Origin of the sequence: Streptomyces malaysiensis subsp. samsunensis, assembly GCF_024519315.1 — a bacterium.
GTDB classification, from domain to species: Bacteria; Actinomycetota; Actinomycetes; order Streptomycetales; family Streptomycetaceae; genus Streptomyces; species Streptomyces malaysiensis.
In genome coordinates this window covers 1-5,762 of the sequence record NZ_JANIIC010000149.1, presented here as the reverse complement: position 1 = coordinate 5,762, position 5,762 = coordinate 1, and the positions used below count along the sequence as shown (strand labels likewise).

Below are 5,762 nucleotides of genomic sequence, written 5' to 3'. Positions count from 1 at the left end.
GCGCCGGCCCCTCAAGACCCAGCGTGTAGGCGACCCGGCCCGATATAAGGGCGGAGAGCGTTCCGGTGCCAATGTGACCGTGGAGGTCCGCCGGGGTCCCGGCGAGCAGCATGGCGTAGTCCTGGTCGTCCGCGCCGGTGAAGACACCGGTCCTGCTACCGCGCAGACTGCGCGGGTCGATGCCGGACTGCTCGATGACCTCCCAGGCCGATTCCAGCAGGAGGCGCTGCTGGGGGGCCATGGCCAGCGCTTCGCGCGGAGAGATATCGAAGAAGGCCGCGTCGAAGCCGCTGACGTCCTCCAGGAATCCACCGTTGCGGGTGTAGCAGGTGCCTGCCTGCTCCGGATCGGGGTCGTACAGCGCGTTCAGATCCCAGCCCCGATCGGTGGGGAAATCGGTGAGCGCGTCCCGGCTCTCCGCGACCAGCTGCCAGAGGTCGGCTGGAGAGGCGACTTCTCCCGGGAGTCGGCAGGCCATGCCGACGACCGCCACCGGTTCATGCTGCCGGGCCTCGGTGTCGAGCAGTGCTTGCCGAGTATGACGCAGTTCAACGGTCACCTTTTTCAGGTAGTCTCGCAGCTTCCTGTCGGTCGCCGTGTCGTCGTGTGTCATGCGAGGTCTCTCCTCCACCCCGGGTCAGGAGATCCCGAGTTCGTTTTCAATCACGCCGAACAGTTGGTCGTCGCCCGCTGCCCGCAGTTCGTCGTCGGTCGTCCCGACCGGCTCGCCGGGCGCCCCACCCCAGCCGCGTGACAGGGCGTTCAGCCGGTCGCCGATAGCGGCGCGGATCTCCTCGTCCGTCTCTGTGGTCGTCAGGAGGTCTGCCAGCCGGTCGAGTTCCGCCAGGAGGTCGGGTGCGACGTCGGCGGCAGGGGCGATCTGCTCACACAGGTATTCCGCGAGCGCGGCTGGCGTGGGGTGGTCGAAGATCAGGGTGGCTGGCAACCGCTCTCCGATGGCGCCGCTGAGTCGGTTACGCAGCTCAACGGCGGTGAGCGAGTCGAAGCCGAGCTTCTTGAACTCCCGTCCTACCGCGATCGCCTCGGGTGTGGGATGCCCGAGCACGGCGGCCACGTGCGAACGGACCAGTTCCAGCAGGTGGCGGCGGAGTTCGGGGCCTGTCATTCCGGCGTGCGGCGCCGCGGGGGCGGCGGCGGAACGCGCCCGGCGGCGTACGCGGTCGCGTAACAGCGGCGGAATGGCTGCCTCGTCGATGGCCTGAAGCACGGCTGTGTCGGCCTCGGCCGGTACCACCACGGCACTGCCGTCGGCCAGAGCCGCATCGAACAGAGCGAGTCCGTCTGCGGCGTCCACGGGACGTATCCCCAGCCCAGCCAACCGTCGGCCATCCGCCCGGTCCATTGCGCCGGTCATCCCGGAAGATGGCGTCCACAGTCCCCAAACGAGGGCCGTCCCGGGCAATCCGTGGCGGTGGCGATGTTGGACGAGAGCATCGACGTAGGCGTTGGCGGCGGCGTAGTTGCCCTGGCCCGGGCTTCCTAGCGTGCCGGCCAGCGAGGAGAAGACGACAAAAGCCGACAGATCGAGTTTCTGGGTCAGCCGGTGCAAGTGCCACGCCGCGTCCGCCTTACCCCGCATCACTGTGTCGAAGTGCCCGGGAGTCAGCGTTTCGAGGGTGCCGTCTTCCAACGCTCCGGCGGTGTGGATCACCGCCGTCAAGGGGTGTTCAGCCGGGATACCCTCCAGTGCACGGGCCAAGGCTTCCGGGTCAGCTACGTCACAGGCACCTAGGGTCACCCGGGCGCCTGCAGCGGTCAACTGCTCGACCAACTCGGCGGAGCCGGTGGCACACTCACCGCTGCGGCTGAGCAGCAGGAGATGGCGTACCCCGTGCCGTTCCACCACGTGGCGGGCAGTCAGAGCGCCGAGTGTGCCGGTGCCGCCCGTGATCAGCACAGTGCCGCCGCTGTTCAGCGCGGGCGGCAGGGTGACGACAAGCTTTCCGGTGTGCCGCGCCTGGGCGAGGTGTCGGAAGGCCGCCGCTGTCCTGGCGGTTTCCCAGACAGTGGCAGGCAGCGGAGTGAGCACTCCGGAATCGAACAGGGGTGCCAATTCGGCGAAGATAGAGCGGATCCGGTCGGGGCCGGCGTCGCGAACCAAGTCGTAGGGGTGGTAGGCCGCCCCGGGATATTGGGCCGTGATCGCCTCCGGGGTACGGATATCCGTCTTACCCATCTCCAGGAAGCGCCCGCCGTCTGCCAGCAGCCGCATCGAGGCATCGACGAACTCGCGTGCCAGCGAGTTCAGCACCACGTCCACGCCTCGGCCACCGGTCGCGGCACGGAACCTTTCCTCGAAGGCGAGGTCCCGTGAGGAGGCGAGGTGATCGCCGTCGACTCCCATCCGACGCGCCGTGTCCCACTTGCCGGGTCCGGCTGTGCCGTAGACCTCCAGCCCCCAGTGGCGGGCCAGTTGGACGGCTGCCATGCCCACGCCGCCAGTGACGGCATGGATGAGCAGGGACTCGCCAGGACCTACATCGGCCAGGTCGCGCAACCCGAAGTATGCGGTGAGGTAGACCACCGGGACGCCTGCCGCTTGGACGTAGGACCAGTGGTGGGGCATGCGCGCCAGGAGGCGGTAGTCGGTGACGGCGACCGGCGCGACTCCTCCGGTGGGGAAGAGACCCATGACGCGGTCGCCGGGAGCCAGGTCCGGCACATCCTCTCCCACCGCCACGACGGTTCCCGCAGCCTCCCCGCCGAGGGCGGCGTCTCCGGGATACATGCCAAGTGCGATCAGGGTGTCGCGGAAGTTCAACCCCGCCGCCCGGACGGCGACCCGCACCTCGCCGGGTGCCAGGGAACGGTCCGCGTCCGGGGACGGCATCAGGCCAAGGTTTTCGAACGTACCGGACCCGATCGTGTCGAGCTTCCAGCTCTGTCCGCCCACGGGAGGTGCCAGCCGGTCGTGCTCACCGGACCGGACCAGCCGAGGCGTCAGGATCTCACCATCCCTCAGGGCGAGTTGCGGTTCGTCCGTTCCGAGGGCGGCGGCCAGGGCGCCGGGCCCGTCCACGGCGCTGTCGAGGTCGGCGAGAACGAACCGGCCCGGGTGCTCGGACTGGGCCGTACGCAGCAGGCCCCAGACTGCTGCGCCCGGCGTGTTGTGGGGGTCCTCTCCAGGGCGGGCACCGACGGCCCCCCGGGTGATCACAACCAGCCGAGACCGGTCGAGGGCCGGATCGGCGAGCCAACTCTGGATCTCCGTCAGGACCTGGGCCAGCACATCCCGCGCTGCCTCAGGGTCCTGGCGGTCGGCGAACGGCACAGGGAGCAAGGCGACTTCGGGGGCGGAGGCGCCCTGAGCGACGGCCTCCCGCAGGGCCCGCACATGCCGGTGGCGGGGCAGACCGCTTCCCGTCGAGTCCGCGGCCTCGCCGAGCACGGCCCATGCGGAGGGGGCCCAGGAGGCGTCCGGCCCAGCCGGGGTGGGCACCCAGTCCAGAAGAAGTACGGCATCAGCGACCGGACGATCATCCTCGTCCAATACGGGGCTCGCATCCCGCATGGCGAGGGAGTCCACAGTGAGCAGGGGTGCGCCGGACGGGTCCGACAGCTCTACGCGCACGCGACCCTCACTCTGCGGGGTGAGGGTCGTCCGAGCCGCCACGGCACCCGTCGCGTGCAGTCGTATCCCCGCCCAGGAGAATGGCAGCCGGACCTCGTCCCCGTGGTCGAGACCAAGCGGATGCAGCGCCGCGTCCAGCAGCGCCGGATGGATGGCGAAGGCGGGGGCATCGTCTCTGGCCTTCGGAGGCAGTTCGAGTTCGGCGTACAGCTCGTCGCCGTTCCGCCAGAGGCCGCGCAAGGCCCGGAAGGTCGGACCATAGCCGTACCCGGAGTCCGCCAGGCGCTCATAGGGGTCGGAAAGTTCGACGCGCTTCGCGCCCGCGGGCGGCCATGAGCCGTCCGAAGCCGGCTTCAACGGGTTCATCGGGGCCAGCACACCGGAGGCATGCCGGACCCAAGGCTGCCTGTCACCATTCCGTCGCGCGTGTACCCCGAAGGAACGGCGGCCGTCAGCTCCCGCGGACTCCGCCACGAGCTGGATCTCTACGGAACCTTGCTCCGGCACCACGAGCGGTGCGTGCAGGGTGAGTTCTTCCACCTCTGGGCAGCCGGTCTGATCTCCCAGCTTCACGGCGAGCTCGACCAAGGCGGCACCGGGTAGCAGTACGGTGCCGAACACTGCATGGTCACTCATCCACGGCTGGGTGGCAAGGGCGAGCCGGCCGGTGAGCACCGCAGCGCCCGTTCCGGCCAGCTCGAAAGAGGCTCCGAGGAGAGGATGACCGGCCGCCCGGAGCCCCAGCTCCGCTATCTCGGTTACCGGGGAGGAGGCATCGAGCCAGTAGCGGCGCTCTTCGAAGGGGTACGTGGGCAGATCGGTGAACGCGTCACCGGCGGGCACAGCCCGGTCCCAGTCCACCGGTACCCCGCTGATGTGCGCCTCGGCCAACGCCAGGAGGAACCGCCGTTCCCCTCCCTGGTCCCGGCGCAGCGTGCCGATGGCCGCGCCGGTGGCTCCCATCTCCTCCAGCGTCTCCTGGAGCCCTATGGTCAGCACCGGATGGGGACTGCACTCGATGTGGAGCGAGTGGCCCTGCTCGGCGAGCGAGCGGGTCGCCGACGCAAAGCGGACGGGAAAGCGCAGATTGCGGTACCAGTAGTTCGCGTCGAACGCCGTCTCGTCGGCCCAGTCGCCGGTGAGTGTCGAGAACACCGGTATCCGCGGGGCTACGGGCGCGATCGGTGCCAGTGCGTCGAGGATCTCCTCTTGCACCTCTTCGACCTGCGGGGAGTGGGAGGCGTAGTCGACCGGGATGGCCTTGGCCCGCACCTGCCGCTCACCATAGTGCGCGAGGATCTCCTCTAGCGCTTCGGTCTCACCGCTGATCACAGTGGACGACGCTCCGTTGAATGCCGCAATACCGACCCGGTCGACCCAAGATTCGAGGTCGGCAGCCACCCGTTCGGCGGGAAGCGGAACGGCGACCATACCGCCCCGCCCCCGCAGCGCGACGATGGCCCGGCTGCGCAGCGCGACGACCCGAGCCGCATCCTGAAGAGTCAGTGCGCCCGCCACGCAGGCCGCCGCAATCTCGCCCTGCGAGTGCCCCATCACGGCGTCCGGCCTGACCCCATGGGAGTCCCAGAGCGCGGCGAGCGAGACCATCACGGCGAAGAGCACCGGCTGCACCACGTCCACCCGCTCCAGGGACGGCGCCCCCGGCGCCTGGCGCAGCACGTCCAGCAATGACCAGTCCGTGTACGGAGCCAGGGCCGCCGCGCATTCCTCCACCCGTGCGGTGAACACCGCAGAGGTGTCCAACAACTCCTGTGCCATGCCGGGCCACTGGGCGCCTTGGCCGGGGAAGGAAAAGACCACCTTGCCGCCACCGGCCGGTACTGGACCCAGAAGGGCGTCGGAGTGCTGCGCCCCTTCGGCGAGTGCCCCCAGCGCTTCCATCACCGTTTTCCGGTCCCCGCCCAGCACGGCCGCGCGGTACTCGAAGAACGTGCGTCGCGTCGCCAGCGTGCGCGCGACATCGCCCAGCGGCAGTTCCTCGTCCGCACTCAGATGGCGGTACAGTGCCGCCGACTGCGCTCGGACAGCCTCCTGGGACCGGGCGGACAGGACCAGGGGCACCGGGCCGCCGGACCCGGCCACGGACTCGGCCGGAACCTCGGTCTGTGGGGCCTGTTCAAGGATGAGGTGGGCGTTGGTACCACTGATC

The 5,762-nt window shown here is 69.5% G+C and carries 2 protein-coding genes; both read right to left on the bottom strand.

Annotation, left to right across the window (positions count from 1 at the left end):
* Positions 1 to 613: beta-ketoacyl synthase N-terminal-like domain-containing protein (locus NQU54_RS47880; protein WP_257636539.1), on the bottom strand; the 613-nt coding region annotated here is incomplete at its 3' end.
* 24 nt (positions 614 to 637) lie between these two features.
* On the bottom strand, positions 638 to 5,695 hold the full coding sequence (locus tag NQU54_RS47875; RefSeq protein WP_257636538.1) for an SDR family NAD(P)-dependent oxidoreductase: 5,058 nt from the start codon (positions 5,693 to 5,695) through the stop codon (positions 638 to 640).
* Between the last annotated feature and the right edge of the window lie 67 nt (positions 5,696 to 5,762).